General features: G+C 65.3%; 20 protein-coding genes. 8 read left to right on the top strand and 12 right to left on the bottom strand.

The genetic code is table 11. The features are described from left to right. Positions 1 to 3: 3 nt before the first annotated feature. Entirely contained in the window at positions 4 to 897 is an 894-nt protein-coding gene (locus AC6EKW_RS02525; protein ID WP_273886820.1) for an ornithine cyclodeaminase family protein, read from the bottom strand. Positions 898 to 1036: 139 nt separating this feature from the next. Between AC6EKW_RS02525 and AC6EKW_RS02520 the strand changes: the two genes are divergently transcribed. Beyond that, on the top strand, positions 1037 to 2101 hold the full coding sequence (locus AC6EKW_RS02520; RefSeq protein ID WP_273886819.1) for an alpha/beta hydrolase: 1065 nt from the start codon (positions 1037 to 1039) through the stop codon (positions 2099 to 2101). Continuing rightward, entirely contained in the window at positions 2098 to 2859 is a 762-nt protein-coding gene (locus tag AC6EKW_RS02515; protein ID WP_273886818.1) for a haloacid dehalogenase type II, read from the top strand. Before AC6EKW_RS02520 ends, AC6EKW_RS02515 begins: the two co-directional genes overlap by 4 nt. Here AC6EKW_RS02515 and ahbA read toward each other — a convergent pair. Beyond that, positions 2807 to 3862, bottom strand: a complete 1056-nt coding sequence (gene ahbA / locus AC6EKW_RS02510; protein ID WP_273886817.1) for a siroheme decarboxylase subunit alpha — start codon at positions 3860 to 3862, stop codon at positions 2807 to 2809. The genes AC6EKW_RS02515 and ahbA overlap by 53 nt on opposite strands. 94 nt (positions 3863 to 3956) lie before the next feature. Further along, positions 3957 to 4625: a uracil-DNA glycosylase gene (locus AC6EKW_RS02505; protein WP_498513615.1), complete on the bottom strand. Its 669-nt coding sequence runs from the start codon at positions 4623 to 4625 to the stop codon at positions 3957 to 3959. 67 nt (positions 4626 to 4692) lie between these two features. Here AC6EKW_RS02505 and AC6EKW_RS02500 point away from each other — a divergent pair, with 67 nt between their 5' ends. The 3 genes from AC6EKW_RS02500 to AC6EKW_RS02490 all read left to right on the top strand — a co-directional run bounded on the left by AC6EKW_RS02500 (position 4693) and on the right by AC6EKW_RS02490 (position 7073). Beyond that, entirely contained in the window at positions 4693 to 5427 is a 735-nt protein-coding gene (locus AC6EKW_RS02500) for an amino acid ABC transporter ATP-binding protein (protein WP_273886815.1), read from the top strand. 88 nt (positions 5428 to 5515) lie between these two features. Continuing rightward, positions 5516 to 6322, top strand: a complete 807-nt coding sequence (locus tag AC6EKW_RS02495; protein WP_273886814.1) for a basic amino acid ABC transporter substrate-binding protein — start codon at positions 5516 to 5518, stop codon at positions 6320 to 6322. Positions 6323 to 6344: 22 nt separating this feature from the next. Further along, complete coding sequence (locus AC6EKW_RS02490; RefSeq protein ID WP_273886813.1) at positions 6345 to 7073, top strand: amino acid ABC transporter permease; 729 nt, start codon at positions 6345 to 6347, stop codon at positions 7071 to 7073. Between the two features lie 28 nt (positions 7074 to 7101). Here the strand turns inward: AC6EKW_RS02490 and AC6EKW_RS02485 are convergent, their stop codons facing one another. The 4 genes from AC6EKW_RS02485 to AC6EKW_RS02470 all read right to left on the bottom strand — a co-directional run bounded on the left by AC6EKW_RS02485 (position 7102) and on the right by AC6EKW_RS02470 (position 11170). Then, entirely contained in the window at positions 7102 to 7440 is a 339-nt protein-coding gene (locus AC6EKW_RS02485) for a hypothetical protein (protein ID WP_273886812.1), read from the bottom strand. Positions 7441 to 7548: 108 nt separating this feature from the next. After that, positions 7549 to 8868, bottom strand: a complete 1320-nt coding sequence (locus AC6EKW_RS02480) for a protein kinase domain-containing protein (RefSeq protein ID WP_273886811.1) — start codon at positions 8866 to 8868, stop codon at positions 7549 to 7551. Between the two features lie 99 nt (positions 8869 to 8967). Then, positions 8968 to 10629, bottom strand: coding sequence for an ABC transporter substrate-binding protein (locus tag AC6EKW_RS02475; protein WP_498513614.1), 1662 nt, complete (start codon positions 10627 to 10629; stop codon positions 8968 to 8970). Positions 10630 to 10720: 91 nt separating this feature from the next. After that, positions 10721 to 11170: a hypothetical protein gene (locus AC6EKW_RS02470; RefSeq protein WP_498513613.1), complete on the bottom strand. Its 450-nt coding sequence runs from the start codon at positions 11168 to 11170 to the stop codon at positions 10721 to 10723. A 189-nt stretch (positions 11171 to 11359) separates the two neighbouring features. Here AC6EKW_RS02470 and AC6EKW_RS02465 point away from each other — a divergent pair, with 189 nt between their 5' ends. After that, on the top strand, positions 11360 to 12013 hold the full coding sequence (locus AC6EKW_RS02465) for a hypothetical protein (RefSeq protein WP_498513612.1): 654 nt from the start codon (positions 11360 to 11362) through the stop codon (positions 12011 to 12013). Further along, positions 12013 to 12990 (top strand): golvesin C-terminal-like domain-containing protein, encoded by a 978-nt coding sequence (locus AC6EKW_RS02460; protein ID WP_498513611.1) that lies wholly within the window; start codon positions 12013 to 12015, stop codon positions 12988 to 12990. The genes AC6EKW_RS02465 and AC6EKW_RS02460 overlap by 1 nt, the downstream gene beginning before the upstream one ends. Positions 12991 to 13041: 51 nt before the next feature. On the opposite strand, the gene AC6EKW_RS02455 is transcribed toward AC6EKW_RS02460, so the two are convergent. The 5 genes from AC6EKW_RS02455 to AC6EKW_RS02435 all read right to left on the bottom strand — a co-directional run bounded on the left by AC6EKW_RS02455 (position 13042) and on the right by AC6EKW_RS02435 (position 18878). Beyond that, on the bottom strand, positions 13042 to 14403 hold the full coding sequence (locus AC6EKW_RS02455; protein WP_498513610.1) for a choice-of-anchor P family protein: 1362 nt from the start codon (positions 14401 to 14403) through the stop codon (positions 13042 to 13044). Positions 14404 to 14602: 199 nt separating this feature from the next. Further along, positions 14603 to 15703 (bottom strand): ABC transporter permease, encoded by a 1101-nt coding sequence (locus AC6EKW_RS02450; RefSeq protein WP_498513609.1) that lies wholly within the window; start codon positions 15701 to 15703, stop codon positions 14603 to 14605. Continuing rightward, positions 15703 to 16662, bottom strand: coding sequence for an ABC transporter ATP-binding protein (locus tag AC6EKW_RS02445; RefSeq protein ID WP_498513608.1), 960 nt, complete (start codon positions 16660 to 16662; stop codon positions 15703 to 15705). Before AC6EKW_RS02445 ends, AC6EKW_RS02450 begins: the two co-directional genes overlap by 1 nt. A 300-nt stretch (positions 16663 to 16962) precedes the next feature. Next, positions 16963 to 17601 (bottom strand): response regulator transcription factor, encoded by a 639-nt coding sequence (locus AC6EKW_RS02440; protein ID WP_498513742.1) that lies wholly within the window; start codon positions 17599 to 17601, stop codon positions 16963 to 16965. Between the two features lie 17 nt (positions 17602 to 17618). Then, positions 17619 to 18878: a sensor histidine kinase gene (locus AC6EKW_RS02435; protein WP_498513607.1), complete on the bottom strand. Its 1260-nt coding sequence runs from the start codon at positions 18876 to 18878 to the stop codon at positions 17619 to 17621. 330 nt (positions 18879 to 19208) lie between these two features. Here AC6EKW_RS02435 and AC6EKW_RS02430 point away from each other — a divergent pair, with 330 nt between their 5' ends. Continuing rightward, positions 19209 to 20384, top strand: coding sequence for an MFS transporter (locus tag AC6EKW_RS02430; protein WP_498513606.1), 1176 nt, complete (start codon positions 19209 to 19211; stop codon positions 20382 to 20384). Positions 20385 to 20396 lie beyond the last annotated feature (12 nt).

Here is a 20396-nt window from a genome sequence, read left to right as displayed (position 1 = left end):
TTCTCATCCGTCCGACACCCTGCGCCAGACCAGCTCCGCCGTCGCCACGTCCTCCACTGCCAGCCCTACCGATTTGAACAGCGTGATCTCCTCTCCCGACCGCCGACCCGGCTTCACCCCGGCGACGACCTCCCCGATCTCGGCGAAGATCTTTCCGGCGGCCCTCACGTCTCCCGACTCCTGCATGGCGGCCTCCCGCGAGTCCACGTAGAGGGTTACCCGCCGCAGCACCCCGTCGTCCAGCTCCCGCCACTCGGGGCGGGGTGCGCCGACCGCGTTCACGTGCGCTCCCGGCGAGAGCCATTCCCCGAAGAGCACAGGATCGGGCGAAGTCGTCGCCGTCACCACCACGTCCGCCCCCCGCACCGCCTCCTCCGCCGAGGACGCTGCCACGATGCCGTGCTCCTCGGCGAACGCCCCGGCCCGGCGCGGGCTCCACACCCTCACCTCACGGAAGTCGCGCACCAACCCGAGGGCCTTCAGGTGGCTGCGTGCCTGTGCGCCGGCCCCGAGGATCGCGAGCACAGCTGCATCACGCCGGGCGAGGTACTCCGTGGCTACTGCAGAGACCGCCGCGGTGCGCACCTCGGTTATGAGCCGCCCGTCCATGCTCACCAGCGGCTCACCGGTCTCGGGCCTGAAGAGCAGGATCTCGGCGTGGTGGGTCGGAACCCCCTCGTTGTGCGGGTACAGCGAGACCAGCTTGGCTCCGAGCGCGCTCCCGGTGTACGCGGGCATGACGCCGAGAAAGCCCCGGTAATCGGAAACCGGGACCATGACGCGCCCGGGCTGTACCACCCTACCGCCCGAGAAGTCCGCGAGGGCGTGCTCCATCGCGGAGATCACCTCTTCCATGCTCAGGAAACGCCCGACATCCGCCTCATCGAGCCTCAGCACCAGAGTCTCCCCCTTCCGAGCCCCGCCATACGGGCATGATGCCACCCTTTCGGACCGGCTGCACCCCGAGGACCGGGCGCATGGCAATCCGCGCCGCTAAACTTCTTCCATACTAGAGACCACACGAGGAGGAGAGACGTTGCAGGGCAACCCGCCGCTTCTGGAAGGCGTCCGTTCGAAAACCGTACAGACCCCCCGCCTCCGCACACACCTGCTGGAGAGCGGCCCCGAAGAGGGGATACCGGTGCTCATGATCCACGGGAACGTCTCCTCCTCGCGCTTCTTCGAGGAGACGCTCGCGGCCTTCCCGCAGGGCTTCCGTGGCCTCGCCCCCGACCTCAGGGGCTTCGGCGATTCCGAGGTCGCACCCGTGGACGCCACCCGCGGCCTCAGGGACTTCTCCGATGACCTCTTCGCGCTGGTCGAGTCACTCGGGCTGCGGGGAGCGCGGCTGCACCTCGCCGGCTGGTCCACGGGGGGCGCGATCGCGCTGCAATACACCATGGACCACCCGCGGGAGGTCGCCTCGATCACGCTCATAGACCCCATGTCACCCTACGGTTTCGGGGGAACGAAAGACGAGAGCGGCACACCCTGCTGGCCGGACTTCGCCGGCTCCGGAGGCGGGACCGCCAACCCGGAGTTCGTCCGCCGACTCTCGGAGGGCGATCGCACGGACGAAGACGAGAGCTCCCCCCGCAACGTCCTGCGCCGCTTCTACTTCAGGCCCACCTTCGAGCCGGAACGGGAAGGGGTCTACCTCTCCTCGATGCTCTCCACCGCAACCGGTGAGGACAACTATCCCGGCGACCTCACCACCTCCCCCAACTGGCCCGGTCTCGCCCCCGGCGGGCGCGGCGTCAACAATGCAATCTCGCCCAGGTACTGCGACCTCTCCGGTTTCGCCGGGATCGAACCGAAACCACCCGTGCTCTGGGTGCGGGGCGCGGACGACGAGATCGTCTCCGACGAATCGCTATTAGATTTCGGGACCCTCGGACGACTCGGGGCCGTCCCGGACTGGCCGGGTGAGGAAGTCTACCCCCCGCAACCGATGGTCTCGCAGATGCGCGCCCTCCTCAGAGACTACGCCGCCGGGGGCGGCTCATTCCGGGAAGAGGTCATCGAGGACTGCGGACACTCCCCGCACGTCGAGAAGCCGGGCGCGTTCAGGGATCTCTTCTTCGGTTTCATCACCCGATGAAAGAGATCAGGGCGCTCGCCTTCGACGTCTTCGGTACCGTGGTCGACTGGCGCGCCTCGATCATCCGCGAGGGCGAATCCCTCGGACGTAGGAAGGGCCTCTCGGTGAACTGGGCCGCCTTCGCCGACGCCTGGCGCGCCGGCTACCAACCATCGATGGAGCGGGTGCGGCGAGGTGAGATCCCCTGGACCAACCTCGACGGCCTGCACCGGGCCCTGCTCGAGGAGCTCCTGGAGAAGTTCGGGATCGAAGGTTTGGACGAGGCCGAGAAGGACCACCTGAACAAAGTCTGGCATCGGCTCGCCCCCTGGCCGGACGTTCCGGAGGGTCTCGCGCGCCTGCGAGAGCGCTACGTGCTCGCCACCCTCTCCAACGGCAACGTCTCGCTGTTGGTCGAGATGGCGAAACGGGCCTCCCTGCCGTGGGACCTCATCCTTTCGGCCGAGCTCGTCCGGCGCTACAAGCCGGACCCGGAGGTCTACCTGATGGCCCCCCGGCTGCTCGACCTGGAGCCGCAGGAGGTGATGATGGTCGCCGCCCACCCCGACGACCTGCGCGCCGCCGCGGAAGTCGGGCTCGCCACCGCGCTGGTGCGGCGGCCGCTGGAGTTCGGGCCCGGCAGGAGCTTCCGGATACCGGAGTCCGGCTTCGACCTCGTCGCGGGAGACTTCGTGGAGCTCGCGCAGAGGCTTCTCGGACGAGAAGCTACCGCAGGACCCCGGCGTAGAGGCGCTCCCAGGCCTCCATCTCCGGGGTGAAGTAGCGCACGCGGGTCTTCTTGTACTCGCGGGTCGAGTAGAGCGAGTCGTACTCGGTGATGCCGCTCTCCTCGGACATCGCCTTGAGCACCGCCTCGCACTCATCCTTCGAGCGGCCGTGGACCATCGAGAAGATCGAGTACGGCCAGTCCTCGTAGGTAGGCCGCTCGTAACAGTGGGAGACCGCCTGGTAGCCGGCGAACTTCATCCCAACCTCGTCCACCCGCTCCTTGGGCACCTTCCAGACCCCCATCGCGTTCGCCCGGAAGCCGGCCTTGCGGTGGTAGAGTACGGCCGCGAAGCGCCGCATGATCTTGCGGGCCTTGAGATCCCGCGCCCGATCGAGCAGCTCGGCGGGCTCCATCCCGGCCTGCTCCGCCCACAGATCGAAGGGTCGGGGGGTCAGCGGCAGGTCCTCCTGCAGGATGCGGATCGCCGCCTTGTCCTCCTCGGTTATGTTGCGATCCGCCGCCTGGCGGTCGTTCTCCCCGTAGGCCGGGGCCTCCTTGCGGGCCGTCGCCCCCTCCTTCATGTCCAGCGTCACCCCGATCTTGAACAGCTTCAGGGTGGGAAGGATGCGGGTCTTCTCCGCGCCGCTGATCCTGTGCAGGACCTCCACGGTCCCCTCCAGTCCGAGCCGGGAGTCCGGCGGCACGGCGACCGTGTACCAGAGGTTGAACTCGTTGTCCCTCTCGTAGTTGTGCGAGACGCCGGGGTGGGAGTTTATGGCTTTCGCCCCCTCCTTCAGGTGCTCCGGAGGTATCTTGGAGGCCACCAGGCTCGACTCGTACCCCAGCACGCGGGTGTCGAAGATCGCGCTCATCTGCCTTATGACCTTGGTTCTCTTTAGCGCCTCGATGCGCCGGATCACGTCGTGGTCTGTCAGCCCGATCCTGGCCCCAAGCTCCGCGAAAGGCTCTCTGACCAGCGGCAGGTCGCGCTGGATGAGGTTGAGAAGCTCTTTATCCGCCGTATCCATCATGCGAGACGTCGTGCTTATCAAGGCTGCAGATCCCTCTCAAAACGTTTCTCCCTTTGCAAGCAGATAATATCAGCCCGTACTCGGTCAGGACCAGTAAAATTTTTACCCTGCGCTTTCAGGCCCGCCGAGCTTCGATGGCCTTCAGGTACTCGGCGTGAACGGCCTGGATGTCCTTCCAGACCAGCCGCTTGGTCTGTTTGAGCTCGTCCCCGTGCTGGCGCAGGACGTAGGCCGGGTGGAAGGTCGCCATCGCCTTCGCGCCGAAGGCCTCGTACCAGCGCCCGCGGTCGCGGGTGATCCTGAAGTCCCTGTCTATTATCGTCTTGGCCGCCGGTCCGCCGAGGCACAGGATGATGTCGGGTTTTATAGCCTCGATCTGGGCCCGCAGGTAGGGGTTGCAGGCGTTTATCTCCGCGGTCCGGGGCTGCCGGTTTCGCACCCGCCCGTTCTCCTCGATGGTGGCGCGGCACTTGACGACGTTGGTCAGGTAGACGTCGTCGCGGGTCAGGTTCACGGCGGCGAGTATGTCGTCGAGCAGCTTGCCGGCCCTGCCGACGAACGGCAACCCCGTGGCATCCTCGTTCTCGCCCGGCCCCTCGCCGACGAGCATCAGCGGCGAGTAGGGGTCTCCGCTCCCGAAGACGGTGTTGGTGCGTGTGCTCGCGAGGTCGCACTTGGTGCAAACCGAGACCTGGCGCGCCAGCTCGGCGAGCCGCTCCTCGCGGTCCTCTCCTCCTTCCGCAACGTCGAACAGGCTGTCCACCGGACCTCCAAGCGTAGCCAAGCCATCTTCCACTATGGTACTCTACGGGCTGTCGATCCGCTCCACACAGGTGATTGCCAGCCAGAGGATGAGCATAATAGAACTGCGCAGGGTGAACAAGTGGTTCGGGGACTTTCACGTCCTCGAGGACATCGACTTCTCGGTGGAAGAAGGCGAGGTCGTCGTCATCATCGGCCCCTCGGGTTCCGGCAAGAGCACCCTGCTCCGCTGCATAAACGCCCTGGAAGAGATAACCAGCGGGGAGCTCGTGGTAGACGGCATCCCCGTACACGACAGGAAGACCAACATAAACCGCCTGAGGAGCGAGATAGGCTTCGTCTTCCAGCAGTTCAACCTGTACCCCCACATGAGCGTGGCCGAAAACGTGATGCTGGCGCCGATGAAGGTGAGAAAGCTCTCCCGCAAACAGGCCTCCGAGCGCTGCTCGCGCCTGCTCGAACGGGTCGGGCTCCTCGAGAAGATCGACAAATACCCGGCCTCGCTCTCCGGAGGCCAGCAGCAGCGGGTGGCGATAGCCCGCGCTCTGGCGATGGAGCCGAAGATCATGCTCTTCGACGAACCTACGAGCGCCCTGGACCCGGAGATGATAAAGGAGGTGCTGGAGGTCATAGCCGACCTCGCCCGCGGGGGGATGACGATGGTCATAGTGACCCACGAGATGGGGTTCGCGCGCCGGGTGGCGGACAGGGTCGTGTTCATGGACGAGGGGCGCATAATCGAGGTGGGAACCCCTGCCGAGGTGTTCCAGAACCCCAGGAGCGAGCGCACCAGGCGCTTTTTGGACCAGATACTCTACGCGTAGCCCTGCACCGGCTCTTGCATAGTGCACGCCGAGCATGTTAACTATCCTCCTCCCCGACGGATAGTCCGTGGAAGAAAGGACGAAAACGATGAAGAAGATCTTCCTGATAGTACCGGTGCTGCTTCTCGTCTTCGCGCTCGTGGCGGGCTGTGGAGGTGGATCCCAGGGCGCGAAGAGCACTTCCTCCGGCGGCGCGCAGGCTGCTCCCAAGCAGATCAAGGTAGCCTCGGACATCGCCTACCGGCCGTTCGAGTTCACCAAAAACGGCAAACCGGTCGGCTTCGACATAGACCTGATGCGCGCGATCGGCAAGAAGGCCGGCTTCACCCCGCAGTTCCAGAACGTCACCTTCGACGGCATCATCCCCGGCCTCGGCAACAACCTCTACGACGCGGCCATCTCCGCGATGACCATAACCCCGCAGCGGGAAAAGAGCGTGGACTTCTCCAAACCCTACTTCAACTCCGACCAGTCGCTCATGGTCCGCAAAGGCTCGAAGATAACCTCCATCGACAACATCGGCAACGCCACCGTCGGCGTACAGCTCGGGACGACCGGAGCGATCGAAGCCAAGAAGTTCAAGAAGCAGGGCAAGATCAAGGGCAACATAAGGACCTTCGACACGATCACCGACGCGTTCAACGCGCTGGAGAACGGGCAGATACAGGCGATCATCAACGACTTCCCCGTCTCGGCCTACCGGGCGAAGACCAGCGGGGGCAAGCTCAAGGTCGTGCAGACCTTCCCGACCGGCGAGCAGTACGGGATAGCCTTCCCCAAGGGCAGCAAGCTGCGCCCGAAGGTGGACAAGGCCCTGGCCGAGATCAAGAAAGACGGCACGTACACCAAGATCTACGAGAAGTGGTTCGGCCAGAAGCCGAAGCGGATACCTTAGGGACAGGGATCGGAGTACCCGGATGAACCTCTTCCTGGCAGCCCCGATACAGTTCGAGCCTCAGCTGTTCAACCCGGGCAACCTGCAGGACAAATACTTCAACTTCAAGATCGTCGCGCACAACTGGGACACGCTCTGGCAGGGCACGGTGATCACCCTCGCGCTGGCGCTTCTGGCCGAAGTTTTCGGCATAGCGCTCGGGCTGCTGCTCTCGCTGCTCAAGATAGCGCGCACGCGGGTGCTCAGCCTGCCGGCGCAGATCTACATAGACGTCTTCCGCGGCACGCCGCTTCTGGTCCAGATAATAATCATCTACTACACGACCCCGAACATCGGCATCAGGATCAACAACCTCTTCGTGGCCGGCCTGATCGCGCTCTCCCTCAACAGCGCGGCCTACGTCGCGGAGATATTCCGGGCCGGGATACAGAGCATCGACAAGGGTCAGATGGAAGCTGGCCGCGCCTCGGGGCTCTCCTACGCCCAGACCATGCGCTACATAATCGTGCCCCAGGCCTTCCGCAGGACGATACCGCCGCTGACCAACGAGTTCGTGACGCTGGTCAAGGACACGTCTCTGGTCTCGGTGATAGGGCTCGCCGAGCTCCTGCGTGCGGCGCGGGTGGTGCAGTCGAACACGTTCAACGGCACGCCGCTGATAGCGGCCGCCCTGATCTACCTGGCCGTCTGCCTGCCCCTGATCTACCTGACCAACATACTCGAGCGGCGCCTCAACAGGAAGACCGCCTGAAGGGGCGGGAAGCGGAGGCTGTATGGCCTCACGCGTCCTCTCCGCCCCCTTCCTCGTCCTCCTCCAGGCTCACGACCGGCGTACCGAGAGAGAGTCCCTGGCTCTCGATCAGACGCCGCTCGGAGGTGTACGCCTGTACCATCATGACCAGCTCCAACCGGTCGCGGTCGAGGGGCATGCTCCCTTCCTGCTCCTGCTTGACGAGCTCCTCGCCCTTCACCTCGAGGGTGCGCTCGAGCTCGCCGATCTTCTTGCGCATCTTGAGCCTGCCGCCGGGGGTCAGGCGCAGGAAGAGCCGGTTCTCGGGTCCGCGCACGGGGTAGACCCAGGCGCTCCTGAGCCAGGACTGCAGTATCTCGTTCCTCATCTCTTCTTTGCTCTTGAGTTCCAAGGGGATGAGATCCTCCTGTCATGGTGTTCTCTCACCACACACTCTAACCCCTGGCGGGCACAAACTCTACCAGAGGAGTGTATCTCAGTAGGTGGGCTGGGGCAGGACCTTCGGCGTCGCGTAGACGGTGACCGTCGATCCCTCGGGTGCCCGGGTTCCCATGGCGGGCCGGGTGGCCCAGGTCACCCCGCGGTTGGCGAACCCCGCGTGCTGCTCGTAGACGAAGCGGACCTTGAAGCCCCGCTCCTCGAGCACCCTCTGCGCGGCGTAGTCGAAGTAGGCCCGCATGTCCGGGACGGTGACGTACGTCACCCGCGGACGCCCCCGCGCCGTCTTCTGCTCTTTCGCCGGGGTCCGTGCCACGCTTCGTTTCTGCTGCCCGCCCACCCCCGCCTTCTGGGGCCCGGAACCTCCGGATGCCGCGGCCGCCGTGTGATCCGACCCGGAGGTCGGCTGTATGAGGCTGGCGGCCAGGGAGACCCCGCCCCCGAAGACCAACAGCACGGCCAGCGAGGCGGCGGCGAGCATCCGCCTCCCGCGCAGGAGCTGCCCTCGCAGACCGCCCGTGGGCTGCGATTCCAGGAGATCTCGCAGCATCTCCTCGGCCGAGGCGTACCGGTCCGACGGGTCCTTGGAGAGGGCTTTGAGGATCACGGCCTCCGTGTGGGCGGAGATCTTCCTGTTCATCTGCCGGGGCGGCCGGGGGGGCTTGCGGAGCTGATCCCGCATGATCTTCTTGAGGCTGCCGTTGAACGGGGGACGCCCCACGAGGCAGTGATAGAGGAGCACCCCGACGGCGTAGATGTCGCTGCGGGGCGTGGCCTCCTCGCCCCGCAGCTGTTCCGGGGACATGTAACGTGCGCTGCCGACGATCTCCCCGCTCTCGGCACCCTCGTCCTCGAGCATGCGCGCGATGCCGAAGTCCGCCACCTTCACCCGACCATCCCAGGTGGAGAGCACGTTCTGCGGTTTTATGTCCCTGTGGATGATCCCGCGTCCGTGGGCGTAGGAGAGCGCCCGGAGCACCTGCACCGCTATGTTCTTCGCGTGCTGCTCGCTCAGACGGCCGCGCCGCTCTATAAGCTTCCCCACGTCGTTGCCGTCGACGTACTCGGCGACGATGAAGGGCAGCTGCCCGTCCCGGTAGATGTCGTAGATGCGCACGATGTTCTCGTGGTCCAGGGAGGCCATGGCCCTGGCCTCCTGCCGGAAGCGCACCCTGAAGGTGGCATCCTCGGCGTAGGCCTCGCGCAGCGTCTTGAGCGCGACCAGACGGCCGAGCACGGTATCCTCGGCCCGGTAGACGACGGCCATGCCCCCGGAACCGATCGTGCTCTGGACCCTGTAGCGCCCCACGAGGGCGCTCTCGAGCCCGTCATCCAGCGCTTTACCGCCTCCTGACATCCATCCTCCCTGGAAGGACATTATATCCGCCCGCTCCCGGTACCGCCGCAGGATACCACCCGCACCCCCAAAATGTAGGGGCCGGCTGAAGTCCGCCCGTCAGCTCCGCTTCAGGTACCACTGGGCGTAGAGCGATCCGGTCCACACCGGGTGCACTCTGAAACCGCCTACCTTCGGCGAGACGAAGTCGTACTCGACAGGGTAGTAGAGCGGGACTATGGGATCGTCGGAGAGGATCTGGCGCTGGATCTTCTGGTAGAGCGCGAGCCTCTTCCTGCGGTCGAGCATGTACTGTGCCCGCTCCAGCTCCCGGTCGACCTTCGGGTTGGAGTATCTGGAGTAGTTGTTGGCCGGGATCTGGTCCGAGTTGAACAGGATGTCGAGGAAGTCCGAGGGATCCGGGTAATCCTGATACCAGTTCGCGAGCCCGGCGTCGGTCTTCCCTGCCTTGGTCTGGCTGAGATACTCGCTGAAGGAGACGTTCCTTATGGTGGCGTCTATCCCGACGTCCGAGAGATTCTGCTGGATCACCTGCGAGATCCTGTCCCCGTCGGGGTCCTTCGCGGTCCAGAAGTCGAGCGGCGTACCTTTCTTGAACCCCGCCTCCCGCAGCAGGCTGCGGGCCTTCTCCGGGTCGTAGGGATACCCTTTTATGCTCGGGTCGTAGCCGGGCATGTTGGGCGGCAGGATCTGGTCCGCCACCGTGGCCCGGCCGTTTATGACCTGAACGACGCGCTTTTTGTCTATGGCGTACTGCAGCGCCCGGCGTACCCGGGGGTCGCTCCAGGGCTCCTTTTGGGCGTTGACGTAGAAGTACTCGAGCACGTTGAGCGTGCCGTGCTTTATGTAGTCCTTCCACTTGGGGTTGTTCATCACCGCGGCGAAGTCCGAGGAGGGGATGCCTCCCCCGGCCACTTGAGAAGAGCCCTGCTCCACCCGCAGAAGGGCGACGTGCGGATCCACGCCGATGGAGAAGTCTATCTCGTCCAGCCTCGCCTCCGTGGTCTCGGGTCGGCCCGAAGGGTTCTTGTAGTCGTCGTTCTTCTCGAGGACGAGCCTCGCCCCTCTCTTCCACTCTCCGAGCTTGAAGGGACCGTTTGCCACGACATGCCCGGCGAAGTCCGCCCCGTACTTCTCGACGGCCTTCCGGGGCACCGCGGAGGCCGAAGGAACGCACATGGTCTGCAGGAAGACCTGATCCGGCTTCTCCAGGTCGAACTGCAGCCGGTACCTCGAGAGCACCTTTATCCCCTTTATGCCGCCCCTGGGCCTCTTCTGGTAAGCCTTCGCCCCGACGATGTTGGTGTAAAACCCGGTCACCGGGCTCTTGGTCTTCGGGTCCATTATGCGCTCTATGGCGTACTTGAACGCCGCCGCGTCGGTCGGCTCGCCGTCGACGAACTTTATCCCGGGCCGGATGTCGAAGACGTACCGCCTGCCCCCGTTCTCGGGCTTGGGAACCGCCTTCGCCGCCCAGGGTACGAAGCCCTTCCCGCTCGCATCGTAGGTTATGGGCGTGAGGAACATCGCGTGGATGAGCGGCCAGCTCACGAAGTCGTAGGCGAGCGCGGGGTCGAGCGTAGGGGGGTCGCTGTCCAGGCTCGTCTTGAGCGTCCCGCCGCCTTTCGCCCGACCTCCTTGATTCCCCCCACCACAACCCGAGGCCCCAAAGAGCATAACCCCGGCGAGCCCGAGCCCACCAGCCTTGAGGAAGCCCCTGCGATCGATCGAATCCCGGGGTGCTCCGCCGCTCGCTCCCATCTCTCCTCCCCACAAGCGTTCTCCGGACGATACCCGGAAGCATACAACAGGCTTGACGGATTTGGAACGGCAGGAGCCTCCAGTCCCGGCCCTAGGCGGTACCCCTCCCCTCGAACCACGACCTGCCCCGTCCCAGGATGGGCTCCAGGAAGATCTCACGCCCGACGAGAGAAACTTCGAGCGCGTCGTTCAGCTCCAGATCGACGGGAGGGTCGAGCGAGACCATGGCACACCCCCTGCACGGCCCGGAGAGCACCGAGACCAACTCCCCGGCCCCGGTCTTGCGCGCCCGCCACCCTTTCTCCCCCCAACGCCCGGCGAACCCCACGGCTCTCTCCTCGGCGCTGAACACCGGCAATACCGCATCGCCCCCGCCGAGTATCCCGGTGAACACCTCCATACGACCGGGCATGTACCTGACTATGAGCCAGTAGTACGGTATGCGTCCCAGAGGCCGGCCTCCGGCCGGCCTCAGCGTACGGGCCATCTCTCTCATCCGCACCGCCTTCCTCTTCTGCCGCAGCCGACGAAGCAAGCTCATGTTATCTCCCCCACTCCCCCGACGCAGCATGCCGGAGAACATTCTTAATGGAGAGTTAATCTCGTATAACAGCTCTCCATCCGTTCGCAAAGTATGTGTCCGAAATGGGGAGCGCCTGTTAAGAGTTGTTGATTCGAGGTCCTTTTCTGATGTATATTGGCCGCGATTGCAGCGGACCTGGAGGGGAGGATGGGCTTTTCCAGGCAGTATCAGGGCATAGCCGAATTCCGGTCGCGCCTTTTCGGGCGCAAGGAGTTCCTGAAGCTGGGTTCTTCGCTCGCTGCGGGGGCGCTCCTCGTTGGGGCGTTACCCGAGAAGAGCGCGGCCCAGACGACATCTCTTTCGGAGATCGAGCAGGAATTCGCCCGGGCGGCGAAGAGATACGGGGTTCCGGTCGAGTTGCTTTTGGCGATGGGCTACGTCAACACCCGCTGGGAGATGCCTTCGCCGGCGGCCAACCGCTACCAGAAAGGCAACCCGGACGCGCGCGGCGTCTACGGGGTCATGGCGCTCGTGCAGAACCCGTCGTCCGACACGTTGAGCGCGGCTTCGAGGCTCACCGGCCTCTCGCAGCAGAGCCTCGTCTCAGACCGCTTCTCAAACATCCTCGGCGGGGCGGCGCTGCTCGCCTCCTCGCAGGGCAGCGCGAGGCCCGCGACCCTCGCCGGCTGGTACGGGGCGGTCGCCGGCAACGGTGGAGGCGGGATAAGCTACAGCGCCACGGCGGGGGTCGGCGGGGGTGAGCTCTACGCCACGCAGGTCTTCGGGACGCTCCAGAGCGGGGCCTCGAAGATGATCAGCACCGGAGAGAGCGTGACGCTCGCGCCGCAGGAGGTCTCGTAATGGGTGCGGACTACCCCTACGCAGGCTACTACCCAGCGAGCACGGCGAACTACACCCCCGCAAACCGCCCCACCGACTACTCCATAGACATGGTCATAATCCACGTCACCCAGGGCTCCTGGTCGGCCACGATAAACTGGTTCGAAAACCCCGCAGCCCAGTCCTCGGCCCACTACGTGGTGCGCTCCTCCGACGGCTACATAGGACAGTCGGTTCTCGAGAAGGACATCGCCTGGCATGCGGGCAACTGGTACTACAACGAGCACTCGGTAGGGATAGAGCACGAGGGCTACATAGACGACCCGTCGTGGTTCACGGATGCTATGTACCGCTCTTCGGCGAGGCTGACGGCGTATCTGTGCGAGAAGTACAAGATAGCGGTAGACCGGCAGCACATAATCGGGCACGACGAGGTACCGGACCCGAACAACCCTGGTCAGTACGGAGGAGCTGACCATCACAAGGACCCCGGGCCCTACTGGAACTGGGACCTCTACATGAGCTACGTCGCCCAGTACGCCGGCTCGGCTACGTCCGGCGGCGGGAGCGGCAGCATAAACTACAAACGCGTGATAGACAACGCGGACGACACCACCTCCGGTCGCTTCAGCGCCTCTGGCAACTGGCGCTGGAGCTCGTGGAACCCCGAGCGCTATTACTGGAACTACCGCTTCACGACGCCGAAGGCGGTGAACGACACCGCGAAGTATCGCTTCGATCTTCCCCAGAGCGGAAGCTACGACGTCTACGCCTGGTGGCCGGCGAACCGCGGATACAACAACTCGGTCCCCATCGGGGTGCTCACCACCTCCGGCTGGAGGTGGGTGCGGGTGAACCAGCGCAAGAACGGCGGCCGCTGGAACCACCTCGGCACCTTCGACATGCCGGCCGGCGATCAGTGGAACGTGCTCATCTCCCGCTGGACGGCGGGCAAAGGATACATCATCGCCGATGCGATCAAGATAGTGGGCAGGTAGAGGGGACGGCCGACATCCAGACCGTCCCCTCCGCAGAGGCTCCTCCGCCGGCTAGAACCGGTAGGCCTTCGTGTCGGCGTGGGCGACTATGATCTCGGTCCCGACCGGGATCCCGAGGAGGTTCTTCGTCGTCACGTAGACGTGCAGCCCGTTGACCTGCGTCCTCGCCTTCGAGGTCGGTTTCGGGATGATCTGCTGGTTTATCACCACGTAGCCGATCCCCGGGAGGCTTATCTTGGTGTTGGGGCGGACGTTCACGGGGAGAGGCAGGCCGAGCACCCTGAGGTTCGCGAACCGGGAGCCCGCCGTCGAGCTCGTGCGCACCCCTTTCCTGTAGGTGTCCTGCGCCGCGGCGGTTATGGCGTCGGCCCGGATGATCCCGCCGAGCAGGTTCACACCGGCGACCTTCGCGCTCGTCTTCGCAACACCACCGCTCACGAGCTGTCGGCCGTAGGCCGTGGTATCCCCGGCCCCGAGCGAGAGGATCTTGCCCGCACCGACACCGCTGACGGTATTGCGCTTGACCTTGCCTCCCGTACCCTGACAACCGACGAAGACGAAGGCCGCGCGCCCCACCTGGTTGGCGAGCAGCGGGCTACTGGTCTTCGCGTAGGCCGCATAGGCCTGCCCGCCGAGGTTGGCCCTGGGCTGGGTGCGCGAGAAGCCGCTCGCGGCGTGGGCTACCACTATCCTCGCCCCCACCGGCAACCCGAACTTGTTGTTCCTGGTCACCACCACCGTGAGCATGTCCACCGAGATCCGGCCGGCCTGCCTGCCGTTGCCGCCCTTCTGGACGTGCTTGAGCTCTACGTATCCTATGCCGGGCAGGCCGACCTTCGAGTTGGGAGAGACGTTGGCCTTCACGGGCTTCCCGGCTATCCTGAGGTTCACGAGCCTCGACCCGCGCGCGTTGCTCGTTATCTTCTTCGTGTTTGCGGAGGTGTTCGCAACGGCTTTTATCGCGTCGGCCCTGATGAGCCCCTTGAACAGACTCACCCCCGCGACCTTGGAACTGTTGTGGACCGCGGCGGAGGTCGCGCCTTTCCTGGCATAGACCGTGCTGCGGGTCACGCCGGCGCTGAGCACCCTCCCGTTAGCTGGGGCTTTGACGCTGTCGACGGTGTTGGAGAGCGTCTTCCCGTTGGTGCCGTTGCACGGACAGGGGATGAAGGCCGAACGACCGAGGGAGGTCGCGACCGGCCCCGCCTTGGCGTTCGCATAGGTTGCATAGGCGTTGCCCTGGAAAGAACCCTTGATCAGGGCAGCCGCACCGGCTCGCCCCACGGAGAAGAACAACGCGAAGACGGCGATGAGAACGCCGGAAAGAACGATGGCCAGGAGCCTCGTCGGAGCTCCCCTGGCGGTGTGGGGGTCGGCCCCGCGCACCGCGACATGCTCGACTGATCTCCTCAAGAGAGATCACCCCTTTCCTCGAACAGAATTATGATGCAAGGTCTTCCATGTGGGTATCGTTCAGCCCATGATCCCGAAAACCTCCTTTCAGCATGGTCTGCACATTACTCTTCGGCAGCAATCGCTGCTAACTTTAGCGACCATGAAAAACGAGGAGCGAACATCGCTCCCCGCCGAACGTGTCGTCCCAGGAGAAGGTTCAGCCCGCCCCGGGCTCCCAGCGGAAGAACCTGACGGCGAGGACGAGGCCCATGAGCGCGGTGGCGAGCAGCGCCGCCGCGTCGGTCCACAGGTGGGCGAGGGAGGTACCGTAGACCATAGCCCGGCGCAGCCCGTCGGCCAGATAGTAGAGGGGGAGGATCCGGGCCACGGTCTGAAGCCACTCCGGGGCCTGGGTTATGGGGAAGAAGATCCCGGCCAGGAAGAGCATGGGGAAGGTGATCAGGTTACCCAAAGTGTTCGCGCTCTCGACCTTGCGCGAGACGCCGGCGACGAAGAACCCGATGGCGAGGAAGGCGAGCGCGCCGAGGACCGAGAACACCCCCACGCCCACCGCTACCTGGGCGATGTCCCCGCCCACGCGGAGGTCGAAGAGCGCTCTCGCCATCCCCAGCAGGATCGCCACCTGGAAGAGCACCACGAGGAGGTTGGAGACGATCCTGGCGCCGATGAAGCTCATCAGGGGGAAGGGCGTGACGCGTATGCGCCTGAGAACGCCCCGCTCGCGCAGGGCCACGAACGCCGCGGCGAGCCCGATGACCCCGTTCTGCATGATGCTCATCGCGACGAACCCCGGCACCAGATAGTCGATGGAACTGAGGTGGTGCCCCTGCACCCCGCGGGTGATGACGGAGACGAGCTCCGGTCCCCGATTCACGCCCCGGTTGAACCGGTCGGCGATCTGCTGGATCGCGGCGGAGACCGCCTGCGCGGTGGAGAGCCTGGAGCGGTCCACGTAGGAGGTCACGTGCAGCGGCTGGCCCGGCGAGGCGTGTGGCGGGAAGACCAGCACGGCGTCCACGTCCCCCTGCTCGAGCTTCTGGAGCTCGGCTTTACGGTCCCCCGAGCGCTGAACCTTGAAGAAACTCGACTTCTGCATCGCCTTCGTCATCTGGGCGGCGATGGGCGTAGAGTTGCCGTTCACCACGCCGACGGTGACGGTGAAGTTCGAACTCCTCCCGAAGAGGAAACCGAAGAGCAGGATGAAGAGCGCCGGGAAAGCCAAAAGCCAGAAAAGGGCGGTGCGGTTGCGAACCTGCATCTTGAGGTTGGCCCCGACCATGGAGAGGAAAGCTTTCATCAGTCGCGCAGGCTCCTTCCCGTATAGGCGATGAACACGTCCTCGAGGTTCGCGCTCCGCACCGAGAGGTTGCGCAGGCGCGCCCCGTTCTCCGAAGCCAGACGCATCAAGCCGACGATGGTGTCCTGGGCGTTGCTGGTCCTGAGGCGCAGGTCGTCCCCCTCGCGCTCGACCCCACGCACCTCCGGCAGCCCCTCCAGTCCCCCCATCGGCCCGTCGATCGTCACCAGAACGGTGGCGTCCATATCGAGCGAGCGGATCAAAGCAAGAGGGGCGTCGCAGACGAGCACCCGACCGTGGTCCATCACCGCGACCCGGTCGCACAGCTCCTCGGCCTCCTCCATGTAGTGGGTGGTGAGCACAACCGTGCGACCCTCGGAGCGGATCTCACGCACCAGCTCCCACATGTTGCGCCGGGCCTGTGGATCCAGACCCGTCGTCGGCTCGTCGAGGAAGACCACCCGCGGGTCGTTGACCAGCGCGAGCGCCACCGAGAGCCGCTGCTGCTGGCCGCCGGAGAGCTGATCGACCCGAGCATCCTTCTTCTCGGTGAGCGAGACCATCTTCAAGAGGTGCCAGACGTGCTCCCTGGAGCCGTCCACGCCGTAGAGGTCAGCGAAGAGCGCGAGCGTCTCCTCGACCGAGAGGTAGTCGAAGAGCGCGGTCGTCTGCAGCTGGACCCCGATGATCCTCTTGAGTTTGCCGGGCTCCCGGACCGCATCATACCCCGCGACCTCTATCTCCCCGTCATCGGGCTTCCTCAGACCCTCGATCATCTCCAGCGTCGTCGTCTTGCCCGCACCGTTGGGGCCGAGGATGCCGAAGACCTCACCCCGGTAGACCGTCAGGTCCACCCCGTCCACGGCGACGACCCCCCCGTATCTCTTGCGCAGGCCCCGCGCCCGGATCACCTCCTCCCCCAGGGTATCCGTGTCCCGGTCCTTCCGCGCAGCTTCCATGCGAACCTCCTCCGCATCGGCGTTCCGCAACCTCCCCGGATGCTAACCGCGGACGGCAAAAACGACATCGGACGAAAGGACGATTTGGGGGAAGCAAGCCCCCTTACCAGGGTCATGTGCCCTCTGGGCGGGCACACCCGAGCGGCAGGCGATCGAGGTTCTCCGGCCGCGCTCCGACTCATGGAGATACGTCCCGTTCACCGGTCTACCCCGCCCGCCGATTTTCTGGAACCTACTCCAGGAGGTTACCCCCGCGCAATCTGACAGCCGGCGGACGAGAGCGAGTCCCGAGCCCTCAGCTCACGAAACCTCGATCCAGCCACGCTCCGCCGCGTAGAGTGCGGCCTGGGTGCGGTCCCGGAAACCGAGCTTGCGAAGTATGCTCGAGATGTGGTTCTTGACCGTACCTTCGGTTATGTACAGGGCGCGGGCGATCTCGCGGTTGGAGGCCCCGGAGGCGACGAGCCTCAGCACCTCCATCTCCCGCTCGGAGAGCACCTCCGAGCCAGAACGAGGGGCCACCCCCTTCGAGAGACGCCCGATCTCGGAGATGACCTTGAGCGTGATCGGACCATCCAGCACCGCCTCGCCCCGGTACACCTTCCTTATCGCAGCGGCGAGCTCCTCCGAGGGCACGTCTTTGAGGATGTATCCCTTCGCCCCCGCCCGGAGCCCTCGGAAGACATAATCGTCGTCGTCGAAGGTGGTCAGGATGATCGCCGCGACCTCCGGATGTTCCCGCCCGAGGCGTTCTATGAGCTCTATCCCGTCCATCCGGGGCATCCTCACGTCCACGAGCATCACCTCCGGCCGCACCCGCGGAATGCGTTCCAGCGCCTCCACCCCGTCGGAGGCTTCTCCGACCACCTCCACTCCCTCCTCGAGCTCGAGCAGCGTCCTCAAGCCTTCTCGCATGAGCGCCTGATCTTCGACGATCATCACCCGCACAGGGTCGGTCACGATCCTCCTTCCATCACGGGGAGCTCGACCTCGAGCGCGAAGCCGCCTCCCGGCGCGTCACCCGCCCTCATGACGCCCCTCGCCGCCTCGACCCTCTCACGCAACCCCGAGAGGCCGAACCCGCCGACGGGCTCGCCGCCGACGCCCCGTCCATCGTCCATCACCGAGAGGCGTACCCGCTCCCCTCTCGTATCCAGCCTCACGTCGACCCTCCCGGCTCCGGAGTGTTTGAAAGCGTTGGTCAGCCCCTCCTGCAGGGTCCGGTAGAGCACCAGCTCCGTCTCCCGAGGCAGGGGGCGCCCCTCCCCGGTGACCTCGAAGGAGACCGCGACCCCCGCGTCCCGAAACTCCCGTACCACATCGTCCAGCGCCCCGAGGCCCGCCCGCCGCTCCACCGCCCCGGGCCTCAAAGCCCGCACCGCCCTCCGGGCCTCGGAGAGCGCCTCGCTCGCCGCTCCCTTCGCCCGCGCCACAGCCTCGGCCGCCCGGCCGGGATCGCGGGAGAGCAGCTTGGACGCGGCCTCGAGCTGGACGTTGACCACCGTCAGATGGTGGCCGACGGAGTCGTGGATCTCACGGGCCAGCCGGTTCCGCTCCTCCGAGACGGCGAGCTCCCGTGCCTGCTCGGCGTAGCGCTTGAGCTCCGCGTGCGCAGACTCCAGCTCGGTGAGTAGTTCCTGCGTCTCCACCTGTTTCTTCATCGACTCGACCGCGAGCGTGCAGATCCCAACGACGAAAGCGAGTGGCCAGCTCCAGGAAGCCGCCTGCTCCAGCGCCCAGAGCACCCCCTTCTGGGGGTACGCCCAAAGAAGGTCCCCGGACAGCAGAAGCATGATGAACCCCGCGTATACCATCCCCCACCGGAACCCGAACACGAAGACCCCGTTGGCCACTGCGGCGTAGAAGAAACCCGTCGAGAAGCCAAGCCCCGTCATGTGGACTATCAGGAAGGAGACCAGTGCGAAGGCGGGAATCGTGAAGAATCCGACCCCGCCCGCGTCGCGCTTCTCCCAGGGCATGACCCTCATAAGGAAAGCGGCGACCAGAAACGCCGCCGTCACGGGCAGCAAACCGAACTCGTGCTTCCCAAAGAGGTAGAGCGTATAGGTGACCCCCACGTACGAGAAACCGGTGATCCGCATGAGCAGCGCTCCCCGGCGCCCCTCGGGGCCCACCCGACAGAACCAGCCTCGGGGAGGTCCGGCCCCCGCCCGAACCTTCTCCTCGACACCGCCTTTCGTAAAGCCCGTCCGCAAGAAAACCCGTCTCCTCCGTCAGTACATCCTACCCAGCTCGATCCTCCGCCGCATGTGCCGCAGGTCATGGAGAGGCTCATATTACGTTCAGCGGTGCTCGAACCCGCACGCCCACGCAGGATGATCGCTGGACGAGAGTCCGTTCGTCCCAAGAAGCCCGGTGGTCCGGTTCCCGGAATCCAATCGAGTCGCCCGAGACCCAGGGGATCGAGATCCGTCAGGCTTCCATCTGCCAGAGCGCGCCGATCCACCTAACGAATGCCGCCGCGACGATTGACCGGCGGGCATCCGCCGGGGCAAGGACACAACACCGAGATTTTCGGCTCCTTCATGGGTAGAGTAGTGGCGATGGAGCGCGGAGTAAAGGGACACGGAGAGGAACGTCTGCTCACCCACCCGGTCGCTCTCCTCATCCTCTCGGCCTTCGCCTCGTTCTTCGGTTATCAGCTCCTGCTCTCCGTAATCCCCCTCTACGCCGGAAGGACGGGCGGCAACACGGGCGCGGGGCTCGCCACGGCGCTGTTCATGCTCTCGACGGTCCTGACGCAGATCCAGATGCCGCGCATCCTCCCCCGCCTGGGTTACCGGCTATCTCTGGTGTCCGGGCTGGTGTTTCTCGGGCTCCCCGCCCTCGCCTACCCCTTCACCGAGGCGTTAGTCCCGGTCCTCACCGTGACGCTCGCACGGGGCGTTGGCTTCGGTATCGTAACCGTGCTCTTCTCCGCGCTCATCGCCGAACTCGCACCCCCTGGACGACGGGGCGAGGCGATGGGCGTACTCGGGATCTCCATCACGATCCCCACGATCTTCTGCAACTCCCTCGGCCTCTGGCTCGCCCACCACGCCGGCTACGGGGTCACGTTCCTCCTGGGTGCCGTTCCACTCCTCGGCATCCCGGCGGCAGCGGCGATCCAGGCGCCGGCCCCCAGGACCAAGGAGCAAACCGACAGCTTCTTCGTGGGGCTGCGCAGGGGAGACCTCCTGCGGATGATCATCCTCTTCACCACCGGGACGATGGCGCTGGGGCTCTTCTTCACCTTCCTGCCGATCTTCCACGCTGGCTCCGGGGTCTACTCGGCGACCGCCGCGCTGCTCGTCGCCGGAGCCTCCTCCACCCTCACCCGCTGGTGGGCCGGTCGCTTCGGTGACCGCCACGATCCCCGCGCCCTGCTCGCCCCCGGAATGCTCACGGGTGCCATCGGGATAGCTCTGCTGACCTCCGGGGGCCCGCTTCTGCTGTTGGGTGCGCTTCTCTTCGGCTCCGGGCTCGGCGCGGTGCAGAACTCTACCCTGCTCGTCGTGCTCTCGCGCGTCTCCCGCCAGGAGTACGGCCTCGCGAGCGCCCTGTGGAACGCCGCCTTCGACGGTGGGACCGGGATAGGCGCCTTTCTCTTCGGGCTCGTGATCTCCGGCTGGGGATTCCCCCCGGCGTTCTACCTCTGCGCCCTCTCGCTGGTCTGCGCCGCCCTGATCGTACCGCTCGACCGGCGTAGACTTCCCTCCTAGCGGGAAGTATTT

The sequence above is a fragment of the Rubrobacter sp. M3-4 genome, from assembly GCF_059772285.1.
The sequence above is the reverse complement of the archived record's forward strand: the minus strand, read 5'-3'. Positions and strand labels throughout refer to the sequence as shown.